Origin of the sequence: Campylobacter ornithocola (assembly GCF_013201605.1) — a bacterium.
GTDB lineage: Bacteria > Campylobacterota > Campylobacteria > Campylobacterales > Campylobacteraceae > Campylobacter_D > Campylobacter_D ornithocola.
Genome location: NZ_CP053848.1, coordinates 1 through 17682, shown reverse-complemented (window position 1 = coordinate 17682; position 17682 = coordinate 1). Strand labels below are relative to the sequence as shown.

Annotated in this window: 19 protein-coding genes; 3 read left to right on the top strand and 16 right to left on the bottom strand. The window is 28.4% G+C overall.

Annotated features, from left to right (window positions below):
* The first annotated feature begins 83 nt into the window (after positions 1-83).
* Together rpsT and prfA are read left to right on the top strand one after the other, a co-directional pair.
* Positions 84-347, top strand: coding sequence for a 30S ribosomal protein S20 (rpsT, locus tag CORN_RS00095; protein WP_039617063.1), 264 nt, complete (start codon positions 84-86; stop codon positions 345-347).
* A gap of 4 nt (positions 348-351) precedes the next feature.
* A complete protein-coding gene (prfA, locus tag CORN_RS00090) occupies positions 352-1419 on the top strand; it encodes a peptide chain release factor 1 (RefSeq protein WP_066007661.1) in 1068 nt (355 codons plus the stop codon).
* A gap of 12 nt (positions 1420-1431) precedes the next feature.
* On the opposite strand, the gene CORN_RS00085 is transcribed toward prfA, so the two are convergent.
* The 3 genes from CORN_RS00085 to pyrG form a co-directional block, all read right to left on the bottom strand.
* Positions 1432-2010 (bottom strand): lytic transglycosylase domain-containing protein, encoded by a 579-nt coding sequence (locus CORN_RS00085; RefSeq protein WP_066007659.1) that lies wholly within the window; start codon positions 2008-2010, stop codon positions 1432-1434.
* A 67-nt stretch (positions 2011-2077) separates the two neighbouring features.
* Complete coding sequence (recJ, locus tag CORN_RS00080; protein WP_066007657.1) at positions 2078-3649, bottom strand: single-stranded-DNA-specific exonuclease RecJ; 1572 nt, start codon at positions 3647-3649, stop codon at positions 2078-2080.
* Positions 3639-5276, bottom strand: a complete 1638-nt coding sequence (gene pyrG / locus CORN_RS00075; protein WP_066007655.1) for a CTP synthase — start codon at positions 5274-5276, stop codon at positions 3639-3641. The genes recJ and pyrG overlap by 11 nt, the downstream gene beginning before the upstream one ends.
* Positions 5277-5376: 100 nt before the next feature.
* Here pyrG and thyX point away from each other — a divergent pair, with 100 nt between their 5' ends.
* Positions 5377-6009 (top strand): FAD-dependent thymidylate synthase, encoded by a 633-nt coding sequence (gene thyX / locus CORN_RS00070; RefSeq protein WP_066007650.1) that lies wholly within the window; start codon positions 5377-5379, stop codon positions 6007-6009.
* Positions 6010-6022: 13 nt separating this feature from the next.
* On the opposite strand, the gene CORN_RS00065 is transcribed toward thyX, so the two are convergent.
* The 13 genes from CORN_RS00065 to dnaA all read right to left on the bottom strand — a co-directional run bounded on the left by CORN_RS00065 (position 6023) and on the right by dnaA (position 17682).
* On the bottom strand, positions 6023-6232 hold the full coding sequence (locus CORN_RS00065; RefSeq protein ID WP_039617052.1) for an alkylphosphonate utilization protein: 210 nt from the start codon (positions 6230-6232) through the stop codon (positions 6023-6025).
* Between the two features lie 9 nt (positions 6233-6241).
* Positions 6242-6889, bottom strand: a complete 648-nt coding sequence (locus CORN_RS00060) for an outer membrane beta-barrel protein (RefSeq protein ID WP_066007649.1) — start codon at positions 6887-6889, stop codon at positions 6242-6244.
* Between the two features lie 52 nt (positions 6890-6941).
* Positions 6942-7328, bottom strand: a complete 387-nt coding sequence (gene queF, locus CORN_RS00055; RefSeq protein ID WP_039666335.1) for a preQ(1) synthase — start codon at positions 7326-7328, stop codon at positions 6942-6944.
* 47 nt (positions 7329-7375) lie between these two features.
* On the bottom strand, positions 7376-8128 hold the full coding sequence (locus CORN_RS00050) for an urease accessory protein UreD (RefSeq protein ID WP_066007648.1): 753 nt from the start codon (positions 8126-8128) through the stop codon (positions 7376-7378).
* Position 8129: 1 nt separating this feature from the next.
* On the bottom strand, positions 8130-8729 hold the full coding sequence (gene ureG, locus CORN_RS00045; protein ID WP_066007647.1) for an urease accessory protein UreG: 600 nt from the start codon (positions 8727-8729) through the stop codon (positions 8130-8132).
* 10 nt (positions 8730-8739) lie between these two features.
* Positions 8740-9408, bottom strand: a complete 669-nt coding sequence (locus CORN_RS00040; protein WP_066007646.1) for an urease accessory protein UreF — start codon at positions 9406-9408, stop codon at positions 8740-8742.
* A 2-nt stretch (positions 9409-9410) separates the two neighbouring features.
* The gene (locus CORN_RS00035; protein WP_052243344.1) at positions 9411-9878 is read right to left on the bottom strand and encodes an urease accessory protein UreE; all 468 of its coding nucleotides are present in this window, start codon (positions 9876-9878) and stop codon (positions 9411-9413) included.
* Positions 9878-11575 (bottom strand): urease subunit alpha, encoded by a 1698-nt coding sequence (gene ureC, locus CORN_RS00030; protein ID WP_066007644.1) that lies wholly within the window; start codon positions 11573-11575, stop codon positions 9878-9880. Before ureC ends, CORN_RS00035 begins: the two co-directional genes overlap by 1 nt.
* Complete coding sequence (gene ureB, locus CORN_RS00025) at positions 11572-12243, bottom strand: urease subunit beta (protein WP_066007642.1); 672 nt, start codon at positions 12241-12243, stop codon at positions 11572-11574. Before ureB ends, ureC begins: the two co-directional genes overlap by 4 nt.
* Positions 12244-12290: 47 nt before the next feature.
* Positions 12291-12806 (bottom strand): zeta toxin family protein, encoded by a 516-nt coding sequence (locus CORN_RS08410; protein WP_066007641.1) that lies wholly within the window; start codon positions 12804-12806, stop codon positions 12291-12293.
* Positions 12807-12824: 18 nt separating this feature from the next.
* Complete coding sequence (gyrB, locus tag CORN_RS00015) at positions 12825-15143, bottom strand: DNA topoisomerase (ATP-hydrolyzing) subunit B (RefSeq protein WP_066007639.1); 2319 nt, start codon at positions 15141-15143, stop codon at positions 12825-12827.
* A 9-nt stretch (positions 15144-15152) separates the two neighbouring features.
* Positions 15153-16220, bottom strand: coding sequence for a DNA polymerase III subunit beta (gene dnaN / locus CORN_RS00010; RefSeq protein ID WP_039617031.1), 1068 nt, complete (start codon positions 16218-16220; stop codon positions 15153-15155).
* Positions 16221-16353: 133 nt separating this feature from the next.
* Positions 16354-17682 carry a chromosomal replication initiator protein DnaA gene (gene dnaA, locus CORN_RS00005; RefSeq protein ID WP_066007632.1) on the bottom strand — a complete coding sequence of 443 codons (1329 nt, stop codon included), beginning with the start codon at positions 17680-17682 and terminating at the stop codon, positions 16354-16356.

The following is a 17682-nucleotide window of genomic DNA, read 5'->3' as shown; positions in this document are numbered from 1 at the left end:
TACTTTAAAAATACTTAAATTAATTAAAATTTAATTTTAATTTTGTATAATTAGCAATTTAATTTATATAAAAAAGGAAAATTATGGCAAACCATAAATCTGCTGAAAAAAGAGCAAGACAAACTATCAAAAGAACTGAAAGAAATAGATTTTATAGAACAAGATTAAAAAACATTACAAAAGCTGTTCGTGAAGCAGCAGCAAACAATGATAAAGAAGCTGCACAAAATGCATTAAAAGTAGCTAATAAAAGTATTCACGCTATGGTAAGTCGCGGATTTTTGAAAAAACAAACTGCATCACGCCGTGTTAGCAGATTAGCATTATTGGTAAATAAATTAGCATAATTTAATGTTAGCTGATAAACTCAAACCTTTTTTAGCACGCTTTGATGAGTTAAATACTCTTCTTAGCGATGTTAATATCTCTAATGATATTTCTAAAATGACAGCTCTATCTAAAGAGCAAAAAAATTTAGAACCTATAGTAGAAAAAGCAAAAGAATATATTAAAACCTTAGATGATATAGAAGAAAATAAACTTCTTTTATCCGATGCTGAATTAGGGGAACTTGCAAAAGAAGAGCTTAAAAATCTTGAAATTTTGAAACCACAACTTGAAGAAGAATTAAAAATTCTTTTACTACCTAAAGATCCAAATGATGATAAAAATATCTTTTTAGAAATTCGTGCAGGCACAGGTGGCGATGAAGCTTCTTTATTTGTTGGGGACTTAGTAAAAGCTTATATACGCTATGCAGAAAATCGCGACTATAAATACGAAATCGTGAGCTCAAGCGAAGGTAGCGTAGGGGGATTTAAAGAAATCATCATTCTCATCAAAGGAAATGGTGCTTATTCAAGACTAAAATATGAAGGTGGAACACATAGAGTTCAAAGAGTGCCCGAGACAGAATCTCAAGGTAGAGTTCATACTTCAGCTATTACAGTGGCTATTATGCCTGAAGTTGATGATGTTGAAATTCAAATCAATCCAAATGATTTAAAAATCGATGTAATGCGTAGTAGCGGTCATGGTGGACAGAGCGTAAATACCACAGATAGTGCTGTAAGAATCACTCACATTCCAACAGGTATAGTTGTAGTAAATCAAGATGGTAAAAGCCAACATAAAAACAAAGAAAGTGCCATGAAAGTCTTAAAAGCAAGACTTTTTGAAATGCAAGAACAAGAACGCTTAGCAAAAGAAAGCCAAGCAAGAAAATCACAAGTTGGAAGTGGCGATAGAAGTGAACGCATACGCACTTATAATTTCCCTCAAAATAGAATTAGTGATCATAGAATAAATCTTACTTTATATAGACTTGATGCAATTTTAGAAAGTGGTCTTTTTGATGAGATTATTGAACCGCTAATCGCTTATTATCAAGCAGAAGCCTTAAAACAAGAAAATTTATAATTTCTTGTTTTATTAATTATTACTTGCTAATAAAAATCTGTATTGTTCTTTATCTACATTCATCAAAAGAGAAGCAAGTTTAAAGGCTCTAAATTTTTCCATTACAAAGAGATCTTTACTATCTTTTAAAACTATAGCAACTAAATTCTTCATTACTTTATCAAGCCAGATGTTTTTGTATTTATCATTTGCTGAATGATATCTTCCAATAGCATTCCAACTAAAACCATACTTTTGTATAATCTCATGAAGCAATCTTGCAGCTGTGTCTATATTTACACTAGATTTTACAATCTCTTTCTCATCAATTCCATAGCGTTTTAAGTGAATGCTATTAATTTGCATTAAACCATAATCTCTTGTTTGATTTTTATTTTTACCGATGATATTATGCTTATATGTAGCATTTTCCGTTAAAGCTATGGCTTTAAGTAAAGCCATAGGTATATTATATTTTCTAGCCGCTGCTTTAAAGTCTTTATCATACTTATAGAAATTTTCAGGTATATAAGTATCGCCTATAAAAATTTTTGTATCAAAGGCAAAAGTAAAATTAAAAAATACTAATAGTAATAAAATTCTTTTTAACATTTTACTCCTTTATAATGCTTATGCTATAGAAAATTTATAAATAAAAATATATAATTAAGTTAATAAATTATCTAAGAATTTCTTTGATGGTAAGTTGTGGCGTAATTAAACCTCTAAAATTATTTTTGGAAATACTAGCTATAAAATCAATATTTTCCCCAATTTCTGGTTCATAATCAAAGTTAAAAAATAAAGCTTCTAAAGTCTTATTTCCTTGTGTTAAAATAAGTTTTATATGATTTTCTTCTTTACCTAGTCTTTTTTTATTTTTTACAAAAAGCTTATCAAATTTAAAATATGGTCTTGGATTTTTATGCCCAAAAGGTTCAAAAAATTCTAGTATTTCCAAAAGTTCAAAATCAACTTCATTCGGATCAATACTACCTAGAATCTCATCAGCATTATAGAAATCATCTTTAGGAATATTTTGACAAATTTCATAAAGTTTATTTTTAAAAATGCTAAATTTTTCAAGCTCTACTAAAACCCCAGCAGCACCTTTATGTCCACCATAACTTAAAACAAATTCTTTAGCTTGTTCTATAACATTTAAAATATCTATCCTACCTACGCTTCTAACACTAGCTTTAGCCTTTTGCTCACATTCTGAAAAAACAAAGGCAGGCTTGTTAAAATGTTTTGCCAAACGACTTGCAACTATTCCTAAAACACCTTCATGCCAATTTTGACCATTAACAATAATCACAGGATCATTTTCATCAACTTGATCTAAACATTGCCTAAAAAGTTCGCGTTCTTCATCTTTACGGCTATTATTATAAGCAATAATTTGTTCTAAATATCCCATAACTTCATTAATATTTTTAGAGTGTAAAAATTTATAAGAAATAATCGCATCATCCATTCTACCTGCACTATTAATCAAAGGTGCAATTAAAAAGCTAATATTGTCTAGTTCAAATTTATCTTTACCAAAATACTGCTTAATCGCTTTAAATGCTACACGCTTAGAATCATTGATACACTCTATACCTTTTCTAACTAAAGCCCTATTTAAATCTCTAAGTTCCATCATATCTGCAATAATTGCAATAGATAAAAGCTCTATAAATTTACACATATTATAATTAATCTTACATACTTCTTTTATCGCAGCGACTAAATACCAAGCCACTTGAGCACCACAAATTTCAATATCAGGAAATTCGCAATCTTGTTGTTTGGGATTGATAATAGCATAAGCTTTTGGTAAAGTAACTGGGGGCATATGATGATCAGTGATGATTAAGTCAATTCCTTTTTGCAAACAAAGCTCTGCTGCATCAAATGCTGCTATACCATTATCTACAGTGATGATTAAATCTACCCCATCAAGCTCATTGATGATTTCTTCATTTAGACCATATCCATCTTTAAAACGATTTGGAATTTTAACCACATAGTCATATCCGATATCATCAAAAAATTCAGATAAAATCACACAAGAAATCACTCCATCTACATCATAATCTCCAACAATAGCAAGCTTTTGGTTTTTTTCAATTGCTTCTTTAACACGCAAAGCACCCTTATAGACATCTTTTAAACAAGATGGCATAGGTAAATCACAAAGCTTTACATGCGTATCGTTGATAAAACGTTGGTGTAAGATTTCTTTTATTTTGGCTTTATTTAGCATGATTTGTTAAAGATGCCTTGATAAAAGATAAAATAGCAGGATTAACCCTAACTAAACGTGAAGTAAATTCAGGGTGAAACTGTACTGCTAAGAAAAATGGATGATCTTTTAGCTCTATAGCCTCGACCAAGCCTTCATTTTCTCCACTTATAATAAGTCCATTTTTCTCAAACATTTCCTTGTATTTTGGATTAGCTTCATAGCGGTGACGGTGACGTTCTTTTATGCTTTTTTGATTATCATAAACCTTACTTAAAAGTGTATTTGGCTTGATATGACACTCATAAGCCCCAAGACGCATAGTTCCACCAAGTGGAGTTTTACTTGTTCTAATTTGCTTTTCTCCACTTGTATCAATAAATTCATCAATCAAAAAGATAATAGGATTTTTACAATTTGGATTAAATTCATGAGAATTTGCATCTTCAAGTTTTAAAACATTGCGTGCAAATTCCACTAAAGAAAGCTGCATACCCAAACAAATTCCTAAAAATGGAATTTTATTTTCTCTTGCATGTTGTATAGCTTTGATTTTTCCTTCTACCCCACGGTAGCCAAAACCGCCTGCTACTAAGATTCCGCTTACATCTTTAAAGCTTTCTTCGACATTTGCATTTTCTAATTTTTCACTATCAATCCATTTTAAATTTACTCTTGCATCAAGTGCTGCTCCAGCATGTATTATAGCCTCTGTTAAACTTTTATAACTTTCTTTTAAATCAACATATTTTCCTACAAAAGCTATACTAAGTTCATTACTTGGAGCAATAACTCTTTTTACCAAAGAATCCCATTCATTCATATTTGGTTTTAAATTTTGAAGATCTAATAAACTTGCAATGGAATTTAAAATATCTTGTTTTAAGAAATTTAGTGGGATTTGGTAAATACTAGCTGCATCTACACTTTCTATAACACAATTTTTTTCAATTCCGCATGAAATTGCAATTTTATCTTTTAATTCTCTATCTAAAGACTTTTCACTTCTGCAAATAATCATATCAGGACTTATACCTATACGGCGTAATTCTCCCACGCTATGTTGAGTTGGTTTTGTTTTAAGTTCGCCTGCTGCTTTGATAAATGGTACCAAAGTTAAGTGAATATTAATAGCATTATATTTACCCACTTCAAGTTTTAAAGCTCTAATGGCTTCTAAAAATGGTAAACCTTCTATATCTCCTACTGTACCACCTATTTCAACAATTAAAATATCTTTATCAACTCCGGCCTTTTTAATACGATCTTTTATCTCATCAACTATATGAGGGATAACTTGTATAGTTTTTCCTAAATAATCTCCTCTTCTTTCTTTTTCTATAACGCTTTGATAAACTCTTCCTGTAGTGAAGTTATTATCTTGAGATAAGCTCTCATTTAAAAATCTCTCATAATGTCCTAAGTCTAAATCTGTCTCAGCTCCATCATCTGTAACAAAAACTTCCCCATGCTCTAAAGGGCTCATCGTACCAGGATCTACATTGATATAAGGATCAGCTTTTAAAATGCTTACTTTTAGACCTGAATTTTTTAAAATCGTAGCTATAGAAGCTGCTGCTATACCTTTTCCTAATGAGCTTAAAACACCACCGGTTACAAAAATATACTTAGTTTGTTTTAATTTCATAAAATAACCTTAATTTCTTTTTTTAAAATTATAACGAATAAAAAATTTTATTTTTATAAACATTTGTGTAAAATTCAATTATTTTTGAAGGAATTTTTTGATGAAAATCACATTATTAAATCATACTCCACTTTCTGTATGCTCTCATGCGACAAGAACATGTTGGCAAAGTTTTGACAAAGGCGATTGTGGTGGCGAAAAAGATAAAGAATTAATCGATCGAGTAGGAAATAAATTCAAACATGCTTCAACCTTAGAGCATTTAAACTATACTTTTTATATACAAGGTATTTCAAGAGCATGCTTACAAGAAGTTGCAAGACACCGCCACACTAGTCCTAGCGTAAAAAGCACAAGATATACTTTGAAAGAACTAAGAAATGAAAGTGAATTTAAAGAAAATAACTTTGAAAATGCTAAAAGGTACCTAGTATTAACCGGAAATGAAGTGGTGGATAATGCAAGTATTAAAGCTTTAGAAAATTTGCGTTTGATTTTGCAAAATAGCATTAGTTTAGACATAGCAAAATACTGCTTACCAGAAAGCTATAAAACAGAATTAACCTTAACTATCAATGCAAGAAGTTTACAGAATTTTATCACTCTAAGAAGTTCAAAATCAGCCCTTTGGGAGATAAGAAATTTAGCAAATGCTTTATTTGAAAATTTACCTCAAGACCATCAATTTATTTTTAAACATTGTGTTTATCAAGAAGAAAATTCCCAAGATTGATTGGGAATTTTTACTATATTTTTTTAAGAAATTCAGTTTTTAAAACAATCACACCAAATTTATCCACCTTAGCTTCAATTTCAGTGTCTTTATTTGTAAGTTTAATATTTTTTATAGTTGTACCACGTTTTAAAGTAGTACTTGCACCTTTAACCTTTAAATCTTTCACAACACTTACACTATCACCTGCATTAAGCTCAGTTCCATTTGCATCTTTTGGCATAAATTCTCCTTAAAATTTATAAGTATATCCTAGATACAAACCATAATTTGTTTGTTTAGGATCATAAAAGTTCGAGCCTACTACATTTTGGTAAAAATTTCTTGTATTATAATGAGTTTGTTCAGCTTTAAAACCAAACTCAATTTCATTTGCTTGATTTAACTCATATAAAGCACCAATTTTTGCTCCATAAGTATAGCCATCAAAGTTTTGAGATAAAGATAAAAAGTTTGTTTTTAAAGTAATGTCTGTTCTTGCATAACCACCATATACACCTAAAACTGCTCTTGTTTTTTCAAAGATTTTTGGAGTAAAATCATAACCAAGTAAAAATTTATGTGTAGTAAATTCTCCATCAATTTTAAATCTTGTGGTATTGATTACATCACTAAATTCACTTGAATAATTATAAGCACCATAAAGTCTATGGTTTTCATTGAAGCGATAACCAACTCTTAAACCAAAAACAGGGATGTTACCTTCTAAATCACCATTATATTTAACATTTTTTGTTTTACTATGATCAAGATCAGATCTTACTTTAGTATGAAACCATCCTGCATCAATACCTAAAAGCAAACCTGAATTTTCATCAGCTAAAGCTAAATTTGAAACCAAAGCCACACTTGCAACTAAACTAAATAATTTTAATTTCATATTTTCCTCCTTAAAATAAGAGTTAATATATCCTTTTATTTTTAATAAAAACTTAATTTTGTGGTACTACTAAATCAGATCTGCATTCAATCACGGTATGAACATTACCACGAGGGTTAAAATCACCTACTACTTTTATCCATTTTGGATCAAGTTTTTCTTTTAAAGTGTTATAAATTTCATTAATACTCGCTTCGTGTGAAATATTTTTATACATAAAGGTATTAATATAAAGTTTTATAGCTTTAAGTTCAACTACTAATTTATTTGGTATATATTCAAGATAAATAGTAGCAAAATCAGGATATCCACTACGCGGACAACAACACATAAATTCAGGCAAAGTAATTTTAATCACATAATCGTTTTTAGCATCATTTGGCCAAACTTCCATATTTTCTACGCTAAATTCTTTGATTTCTTTTTCACCATATCGCATTTACAATCCTTAGTTTGTTTTTAAAAATTTTATAATACCACAATATTTTATATTTTATTTTGACAAAATTTAAAAAGCTTATCTTGAAGTAAAAGTAATTTTTCACTTTCATTGCTAAGAATTTTTATACACAAACCCTCATAAAAAAGTTGATTTATATCATCAAATGAAACTTTTAATTCTTCATAAAACTCATCATATCCAAAAAGATAAATACTCAAATAATGCGTATAATTTGCAAAAAAATTTAATTCATTTTCTCTCATATAAGAAGGATTGATTTTAATTTTATCATTTAAAATCAAAGTGTCATTTCTATAAATTTGAGTTAAACTATCATAATTTTTAAAAGCAAATTTTTCATTCATAGCTACTCTACCAAAAATAACAAAATCAACATAAACCAATTTTGAAAAAGAAGCTAGGTTAATCTTTGTATTTTGTAAAAAATTTGCATTTTCTTGAAGTAAAAGTGGCTTTGGCATATAAAAAAAGCTTGCATTTTCTTCAAGAGTAAAATCAATATTTTTACTCGCAAAAGAATCTTTAGTATCATATACCTTTTCATAACTTTGTGTAAGTATAGCAGTATTTGTATTTTTCTTACACATAATTTTAAAACTTAGATGATCTTCTTTGAAAATTCCAGCACTAGAATTTAAAACATATATACTAGTTAATTTTTTATCATAAAAATTTCTCATAAGCTTAAAGGGAGGAGTAAAAAAAGAATTTTTTATAATAGTTTTTTCATTGATAGTATCTAATGTAAGTTTAAAAACACTCTTTTGAGTAAACAAATCAATCCTTTAAAAGTGTGTATTTTTTAATCCAAGTAACAATTTCTTTTAAACCTTCTTTAGTTTGAAGATTACTCATGATAAAAGGTCTATTACCACGCATTTTTAAAGTATCTTCTTGCATGATTTTCAAAGAAGCATTCACATAAGGAGCTAAGTCTATTTTGTTGATAATCATTAAATCAGACCTGCAAATAGCAGGACCACCTTTGCGTGGAATTTTTTCTCCTTGAGCAACATCTATAACAAAAATAAAAAAATCCACAAGTTCAGGTGAAAAAGTCATCGATAAATTATCTCCACCACTTTCTATAAAAATAAGATCTAAATCACTAAAACGCTCTTGTAAAAGTTCAACAGCTTCAAGATTACAAGAAGCATCTTCTCTAATAGCTGTATGAGGACAACCTCCAGTTTGCACTCCTATGATTCTTTCTTTTTCAAGAACGCCTTGTTTGATTAAAAAATTTGCATCTTCATTTGTATAAATATCATTCGTAATCACAGCCAAAGAAAACTTATCTTTTAAAGCCTGACATAAATTTAATACCAAAGCTGTTTTACCACTACCCACAGGACCACCTATGCCTATTTTAACCATTATAACCCTTTTAAGAAATATAAATTTTAAATGCTAAATTTTGGTGTTTTATACCCAAATAATCATTTAAGATATTGTGATTTTCACACCAATCTTTTAAACTTAAATTTTGTAATTTAGAAAGAACATTTTGAAAATCTTGCTGTAGTTGAAAAAGTAAAATCTGCCCTTCATTTTGTGATAAAGGCACAATTTTCACAAGAATATTAATAAAATTACTCATTAAAGCAAACAAAAAACTTTCATACATAAAATCAAGCTCATTATCTTTACAAAATAAAGCATACACAAAAGGATAAATAGGAGTTTGATTTTCTTTAATGTATTGATTTAATAAAGGATTTGATAATCCATAAAGACTGACATTTTTTACGAAGCGTTTAGCTAAAAAAATATAAGCTTGACTTTGTTCTTTTGCAACTATACTTGATAAAAATTTTCTTTGATAAATTAGTAAATTTTCTACATCATTTGCATTTTCATAAGCTATTTTCAAAGCTAAAAGTTCAAAATACAAAATATTAGAATAAAGCTGAGTTTTTAAAACTTTTTTAGCATCTTCTATATTTTTTATATAAGCAAAATTCACATAAGATTCTAAACCAAAAGAATGTGAAAAAGCTCCTATAGGAAAAGAAGAATCACTAATTTGTAAAAGTAAAAAATTTAATTTATTCATCTTTATTCTTTAATAAGTTTAAAATTTGGATCAACTTGGATAAAACTTGGCATATCAAGCATATATTTTGGCTCTAAAATTTCCTCACATTTTTCGTATTTTATATTAAATTTTTCTAAAAACCTTATAATAGAGTTTTGTTCTAAAGTAAGAAGTTTATGATCTTTATAAAATAAATTTAAATGCATATTGCCCACTTGATAACTTATTAAAGCAAGGTTGTATTCATTTTCTATATGAATTTTTAAAACCTTTTCAGGTTTAATCTTCACTAAAATCAAAAAATCCTCATCATATAAACAATCATTATGATTTAAACCTTTATTATCAGGCATTTTTATAGCGACATCTAGTCCTTTTAAAGTTGTTGTTCTTAATATCTTTTTAAAAGTATCAAACCAACTAAGTTCTAAAAAATCGCATTCTTTGTTTAAATCATAATGCGTTATTTTATTTTGAAGTAAAATCATTAAATCATAAAATATTTTCTAGCTAAAGCTAAAGAATCAACACTCTTAGAGCTAATAAGCTCACCATTTATTTTTACTTCATAAGTTTGTGGATTTACTTCTATATCTTGAACTTTATCATTAAATTTCAAGTCTTTTTTAGTAATATTTCTGCAATTTTTTACTGCAACACATTTTCTTTTTAAGCTTAATTTTTCAGGCATATTAGCCTCTAAAGAAGCTTTAGAAACAAAATGTAAAGCATTTTCATTTAAATTTACTCCAAACATTTTTTCATAGATAATAGGTTCAGGCGTTGGGATAGAAGCATTAGCATCGCCTATTTTTGCACCTACTATCAAGCCACCTTTTAAAATAAGCTTTGGTTTTACTCCAAAAAATTTAGGTTGCCAAAGCACTAAATCAGCAAATTTTCCTACTTCAATAGAACCAACATAGCTATCAATCCCATGTGCAATAGCAGGATTTATAGTGTATTTTGCTATATAGCGTTTAATACGAAAATTATCATCTAAATCATTATCTTCTTTCAAGGCACCAAATTCTTTTTTGCATTTATCAGCACTTTGCCATGTTCTTAAAATCACCTCACCTACACGTCCCATAGCTTGAGAATCACTACTCATAATGCTAAAAACACCCATATCATGAAGTTTATCTTCTGCTGCTATAGTTTCAGGACGAATTCTACTATCTGCAAATTCAACATCTTCTTTGATTTTATTATCTAAATGATGACAAACCATAAGCATATCTAAATGCTCATCAATGGTATTTTTAGTAAAAGGCATAGTAGGATTAGTACTTGCAGGTAAAACATTTTCAAAACCCGCCATTTTAATAATATCAGGAGCATGGCCACCACCTGCACCTTCAGTATGAAAAGTATGAATAACTCTACCATTAATAGCTTTAATCGTATCTTCTACAAAACCTGCTTCATTTAAAGTATCTGTATGAATGGCTACTTGTATATCCATTTCATCAGCTATATTTAAACTAGCATCAATCACACTAGAAGTAGCACCCCAATCTTCATGAATTTTTAAGCCACATGCACCGGCTATGATTTGCTCTTTCAAAGCATTTTTATTACTTGAATTTCCTTTACCTAAAAAGCCAAAATTCATAGGATAATTTTGCGTAGCTTTTAACATAGAATGTATATGATAAGCTCCACTTGTACAAGTTGTTGCATTTGTTCCCTCACTTGGTCCTATGCCACCTCCTATCATAGTAGTAACACCACTATATAAGGCACATTCAATTTGAGTTGGGGAAATAAAATGTATATGAGTATCAATACCACCTGCAGTTACTATTAAACCTTCTGCACCGATAATATCTGTACTTGTGCCTATAACTAAGCTAGGATCAACTCCATCTTGTATATCAGGATTACCTGCTTTTCCTATACCTATTATATAGCCATTTTTTATACCAATATCTGCTTTATAAATACCAGTATAATCAACAATCAAAGCATTAGTTAAAACTAAATCTGGAAAATCTCCCTCACTCACACTTTGAGCCATACCATCTCTAATATTTTTACCACCACCAAATTTAACTTCTTCGCCATATAAAGTATAATCTTTTTCTACTCTTAAAATCAAATCTGTATCTGCTAATCTTACTCTATCATTAGTTGTTGGACCATACATATTTACATAGTCTTTTTTGCTAATCTTAATCAAAGAAATCCTTTCTCTTTTGCTTTTGATAAAGCTTTAGTTTTATTTTTATCATTGATAAAATCATCACAAAGATTATTAAAACCTAAAACCTTTTTTAAACCACCAAATTCTATTAAACTTACTGTTTTTTCTTCACCTGGTTCAAATCTCACACTTGTTCCTGAAGCGATATTTAACCTTTTTCCATAAGCTTTCTCTCTATCAAAAGATAAAAAGCGATTAACTTCAAAAAAATGAAAATGCGAGCCAACTTGTATAGGACGATCACCTTTATTGCTTACTTTGATTTCTATAGAAGTTTTATTTTCATTAAGCACAATAAATTCTGATGATAAAAACATCTCTCCAGCTTTTATTTTATCATCATTTGCTATAGGCTCGTGTATGGTAACTAATTTTGTACCATCTTCAAAAGGAAGTTCTATTTGAATTTCATCAAGCATACTTGCAACACCATCAATCACATCTTCACTTGTAAGTAAAGTTTTCCCTATACTCATCAATTCACTTACACTTAAATTTTTTCTTGCAAGTTCCATTAATTCATAACATATATAAGCTAAAGCTTCATTATAATTTAATTTTATTTTTTGCTCTTTTCTATCTTTAGCGATTTTCCCTGCATAATGAAGCATTAATCGTTGCAATTGCTGCTGAGTAAAATGCATTTTAATCCTTATAATTTTTTAGATATTATATAACTATTTACTTGCTTTTAAGCAAAGAATTCTATTGCATTTTTTAATTCAACTTCGTAGTCTTTTTGAATTTCTATGAAAGGAAGATTTAAATTTTTACATTGAGTTTTAAGTTTTTGATGATTTAAAATAAGAATGTCTATTTCTTCTTTTTCACTAAATAAACGCTTTTCTATAGCATTTTCTTTTTGATAAATTAATTCATAATTTTGCAAAATATATTCTTTTGAAAAAATGATATAAAGTATTTTAATATTAGAATGATTTTGAAATTTTTGTAGCTTTTTTGGAGTAAGATAAATTCCTTCAATGATTAAATTTTGTCTATTTTCTATACAAGTTTGAATTATACCATCTACAATAGGAAATAAAAACTCAGCTATTTTTTCATCCTCATCTACTTTAAAAGGAAAATCTTTCATACCCTTAATCAAACCCATTTTTAGATGATCTAAACTCAAATAAGGATAAGAAAATTTTTCAAGAAGTTTTTGAGCAAGCAAGGTCTTTCCACTATGACCTTGCCCTCCAATTAAAAAATCATTTAAAGATTAAACATCCAAATGTTTAACATCTTTAGCATGTGCTTGTATATACTCACGGCGTGGTTCTACATCATCACCCATGAAAAGGTTAAAAGTATCATTTGCTCTTTGAGCATCTTCTATGGTGATCTTTAACAAACGACGATTACTTGGATCCATAGTTGTTTCCCAAAGTTGCTCAGGATTCATTTCACCAAGACCTTTATAGCGTTGTATATAAGCACCTTTTTTAGCATTTTTTTCAACTTCATCTAAAATTTCTAAAATATCTTTATCAAATTTTAAATCTCTATCTTTGATTTTTTGATAAATATAATTTGCCTCTTCATATAAAGGATTAGCAAATAAATCATCATTGATGATAAGCTCTTCTAAACCATTTTCAGTTTGCACATAAACACGAATTTCATTTTCATTGATGTATGAATTTAAGATATTGTGATTTTGTTTTTCTAAAAATTCTTTTATAACTTTAAATAATTCTTCATTAGAAGCTTTTATCAAATCAGGATTTTCTATCAAGTATCTAATCACTGAAATTACATTAAATCTTTTTTCTAATTCTTTTAAAACACTTCTATAAGCTGTAACGATTTTTAGAAAATCTTTTAAATCATTTAATCCTATACCTTCATAAGTAGAACTTTCTATACCTGTTTCAATTAAATAGTCATTTAAAGCTTTTTCATCTTTTAGATAAATTTCTTTTTTCTGACCTTTTTTATAGCGATATAAAGGTGGTTGAGCTAAATAAATATGTCCATTTGTTACAAGATCATTCATAAAACGGAAGAAAAATGTTAAAAGCAAAGTTTGTATGTGAGAACCATCCACATCAGCATCAGTCATGATAATGATTTTATGATATCTTAATTTTTCTATATCAAACTCATCACCAATCCCACAACCAAAAGCTGTAATCATATTTTGAATTTGTTCACTTTTTAAAATTTTATCTAGTCTTGCTTTTTCAACATTGAGTATTTTACCTCTTAAAGGTAAAATCGCTTGGAAAGTTCTTTCTCTACCTTGTTTTGCAGAACCTCCAGCACTATCACCCTCAACTAAATAAATTTCACTTTCACTTGGATCTTTACTTTGACAATCAGCTAATTTTCCTGGTAAAGTCCCTACACTTGAACTTTCTTTTTTTCTTGTTAATTCTCTAGCTTTTTTAGCTGCTTCTCTACCACGAGCAGCCATTAAAGCTTTATTCATGATAGCTTTTGCTTCGATAGGATTTTCTTCAAAATATTTTGTCAAATACTCAAAAGAAGCTTTAGAAACTATAGGTCTAACATAGCTTGAACCTAATTTTCCTTTAGTTTGTCCTTCAAATTGTGGCTCAGGTACTTTTACACTTACAACTGCTATTAAACCTTCTCTTACATCATCACCTGTGATTTTAGAGTCTTTCTCTCTAGCACTAGCATTTGCTTCAATATAATTACTTATAACACGAGTTAAACCCATTCTAAAACCTGCTTCGTGTGTACCACCATCTGGAGTTTTGATATTATTTACAAAAGAAAGTAAATTTTCACTATAACTATCATTATAAAGCAATGCTACTTCAACATTTACATCTTCTTCATCTACATTGAAAAATATCGCCTTAGTTAGAGCTTGTTTTTTATTTAAATCTGTAACAAACTGACTTATACCACCTTCAAAATGAAAGCTTTCTGCTTTTCCTACACGGTTATCTTTAAAATTAATAGTAATTTTTGGATTTAAATATGCAAGTTCACGAAATCTTTTTGCTAAAATTTCATAATCAAAATCAGTCACTTCAAAAATTTGATCATCTGGCCAAAATTCTATGATTGTTCCTGTTTTTTTACTTTTACCTATAGTTTCAAAATTGCTTGTTACTTTACCTTCTGAAAATTCTTGTCTATAAATTTCTCCATCTCTATGCACTGTAGCAACTAACTTTTTTGATAAAGCATTTACAACGCTCACACCAACCCCATGCAAACCACCAGAAACTTTATAAGTATCTTTATCAAATTTTCCACCTGCATGAAGTACAGTTAAAACTACAGTTAAAGTAGGGATATTTTCAGTAGGGTGAATTCCAACTGGAATTCCTCTACCATTATCACTCACTATACAAGAGCCCTCAGTAGTGATTTCTATATTGATCGTATCACAAAAACCTGCCATAGCTTCATCGATAGAATTATCCACTACTTCATAAATCATATGATGGAGTCCATTTATGTTGGTATCACCTATATACATACCAGGGCGTTTTCTAACAGCTTCTAAGCCTTTTAAAACTTTAATATTTCCTGCGCCATAATTTTGATTTTCTTGCATTTATTTTCCTTATAAAATAACTGGCATAATCACAGTTTGTAATTCTTCACTTGAAACTAAAAAGGCCATATGAGGTTCATTTATGCTAAGTTTAAATGTTTCACTTTCAATAGAATTTAAAAAGTCAGTGATGAATTTATTTTTAATGCAAAGATTAAATTCCTCATCTATATTAAGTTCCATTTCGAGTTCAGTTTTTGCTTCCATATTATCTAAACTAATACCTTCAAATACAAGTTTATCTTTATGGAAATTTAATTTCATTTTTTCAGTGATCACATTGATTTTTTTCAATGCGTCCATAAATTCTTCAGTTTTAAAAATAAATTCTTTTGTGATATTTTTTGGAATTACTCTTTCATAATCAGGGAATTTATCATTAATAAGTTTTGTGAAAAACTCAAAATTATCATTTTTTGCAATCAATATATTTTCATCATAATAAATTTCAATTTTTTCAAAAAAGATTTTTTGCATTTCTAAAATAGCTTTTTTAGGGATACAAAGGTTAAATTCTTTTTCATTTGTTTTATTTAGTGTAAAAACTGCTAAGCGTTTAGTATCTGTTCCTACGAAACTAATGTGAGTAGTTTTTATATCAAGTAAAGCACCATTTAAAGAATACTTTGGATTATTTGTATCAACTGCAGGTAGAATTTTTTTCAAAGATCTACTTAAATCACTTGAATCAATATCAAATTTATCTTTTCCTTCAGTGCTTGGGAAATTTGGGAAATCTTCATAATTAAACATAGGAAGTTTATATTTAGTTCCTTTTTGTCTAATAAAAAGGAAATTTTCTATAGTTTCTAAGACTACATCTTCATTATTTAAACTTTTAATAATATCTAAAATACTTTTAGCATTAGCAGTTGCAAAACCTGCACTTTCAACTTTGATTTTTTTTATTTTATAATTAATACCTATTTCATAATCACTTGCTCTTATGATTAATTTATCTTCAACTACTTCAAAAAGTAAGTGAGAAGCGATATTGCTTGAGTCTTTTTTATCTACATAAGAGTTAGTTAAAACTATGGCAGATTCTAGAGTGTTTTTATTAATGCTAATTTTCATTTTTACTTCCTTTATTTTTTAAATTTATTTTATCATAATAATAAGCAATGTGAAAATGTGAAATGCTTTTTAAAAGTCTTTTTTTATAGAAATTTTACTCATAGAATAAAATTTTTTTATTTTTCACTTTTATTCACAGGGTGCTTTTTATTTTTGTCAAAATTTTATTTCTTAATTCTTCTACTATGGCTTTTAAATTTTCATTTTCGCTCATTAGTTCTTGAATTTTTTTAATATTATGCGAAATGGCGGTGTGATCTTTCATATTAAAAAATCTAGCAAGTTGAGGCATAGACATAGTAGTAAGCTCTCTTGCTAAAAATATCACAACCCTTCTTGCCATAACAATATTTTGTGTTTTTTTATTTGATTTTATATCATTTGGCTTAAGATTATAGCTTTTTGAAACATCAGCAAGTATGTCTTCAACACTGATATTTTCTTTTGTTTCTTTAATGTGATCTTTCATAAAACTTTTAACGATTTCTAAAGTTATTTCTTGATTAAAAAGTCTTGCTTGAGCGTTTAAATTTGTAATCATTCCTTCTATTTCTCGGATATTATCTCCCATTGAAGTAGCAATATAGCTTATGACTTCAGGTTTAAGATAAATGGCATTAAATTCACATTTTTTCTTAATAATTGCAATTTTTGTATCAAGTTGAGGTGGAGTGATATCTGCGATGATTCCATTTGCAAAACGACTTTTTAAGCGTTCTGTTATACCTTTTAACATATTTGGAGGATTATCACTTGTCATAATGATTTGTCCGAATTTTTCTTTGATTTCATTAAAAGTAAAGAAAAATTCTTCTTGAATTTTGTCTGTTTTACCTAAAAATTGCACATCATCGATGAGTAAAACATCACAATTTTTGTATTTTTCATGGAATTTGCTCATAGTTTTGTTATTTAAATGCATGGTAAAATCATTGATAAAATTATCACTTGTAGCATAAATAACTTTATATCCATTATCTAAACACACATTTCCTACAGCTTGAAGCAAGTGAGTTTTTCCAAGTCCTGTAGGACCATAGATAAAGATAGGATTATATAATTTTCCAAGTTTGCTTTTATCAGTAATGGCTTTGCAGGTTGCATAGGCAAATTGATTAGAATCTCCTACAACAAAGCTTTCAAAAGTAAAAGAAGGATTTAAAATAGTGCTTTGAAATTTAATCTGTGAAATATCTGTAGAAAAATGCTTTTTTTCTACCTTTTGATTATTTGTAATGATTTTAACTTGAGGATTAATTCCTGTTTTTACTTCATAAAAATAAGCTAGTTTTTGTGCGTATTTTGTTTGTATAAATTTAGCCAAAAAATGATTTGGTGCGATAAATACTAAGATATTATTTTTACTTAATTTTTCACTAAATTGTAAGTGAGAAATATAAGTATTATATTCGTTATTGCTAATTTCAGTTTTAAATTCAAGTAAAAAATCTTTTATATTCAT